This window comes from Pseudoalteromonas sp. Z1A6 (assembly GCF_011378745.1).
Lineage (GTDB): Bacteria > Pseudomonadota > Gammaproteobacteria > Enterobacterales > Alteromonadaceae > Pseudoalteromonas > Pseudoalteromonas arctica.
This window is the reverse complement of the sequence record NZ_WTKW01000658.1, coordinates 1-858: the sequence shown is the minus strand read 5'-3', so window position 1 is coordinate 858 and position 858 is coordinate 1. Positions and strand designations below refer to the sequence as shown.

The following is an 858-nucleotide window of genomic DNA, read 5'->3' as shown; positions in this document are numbered from 1 at the left end:
CCGCTGTTTATAATAAACAGCGGCCTTTATTTATTAATCACTAAATAACGTATAAGCCGTACTTATATTCACACATCTAATACGCTTTTTGGTTGTTAGTTACCTTTATTAATTGTGAAAACGCATAACCACCTATCGCGCCGGCAAGCAGTTGAGCATAAAAACCCCAGCCTCTTGCGCCCGCTATAATATGAATATTCATAATTGATTCAATGGCAATTAACACAATACCAAACGCCACAATGCCAGCAATAACAAATAACTGAGTACTGTATTTTTGAGCCTTTTTATTAAGCTTTACGGTAACAAAAAAAGCGATGGCAAGTGCTACGGCAATAATAGCGCCGTAGGTAGGTAATAGGCCTAACCAATCATCACGCATTAAACTAGACAGCCACTCCAATTGTAAACTAATCTAGCGCCACTAAATTTACTTTTTTGAGCTAAGAGTTCACCTCTTTTTATATCTTTACTCGCGCGTTACACATTTAATAAGCAATTATCACTGTTAAACCTAAATTACACGCATGAAAATGACTGCATAATGCAGTTGTGATTTATTACTGAGTAGTTTAAGTTTTATGCCAGTAGCTTTTCGCAGTTACTGATATTCGCTCGCCGCTTTCGGTTTAAGTTTTCACAATAACCTTCTTGTGAGGCTGGCCTGCCGACTGCACCATGAAATACACGCGTAAATTGTGTGGTGAGCTTTAACCAGTTTTCTGGGGAGATATTAACTCTTTCTAGTAAGGGTAAGTGTGTACTTTCAATATAACCACGTTTGTCTTCTCGTATACAGCGCCCTGTTAGCTCAACAAGTTCAAGGTACGATTTAAGCTCAAACGGCAGCCCTTTTGG

General features: G+C 38.6%; 2 pseudogenes. Both read right to left on the bottom strand.

Going from position 1 to position 858, the window contains the following annotated elements:
- Nucleotides 1-76 precede the first annotated feature (76 nt).
- Nucleotides 77-388 (bottom strand): annotated as a pseudogene (locus GQR46_RS20180) (hypothetical protein); the annotation flags it as partial.
- Nucleotides 389-579: 191 nt separating this feature from the next.
- Nucleotides 580-858, bottom strand: a pseudogene (locus GQR46_RS20175) (hypothetical protein); the annotation flags it as partial.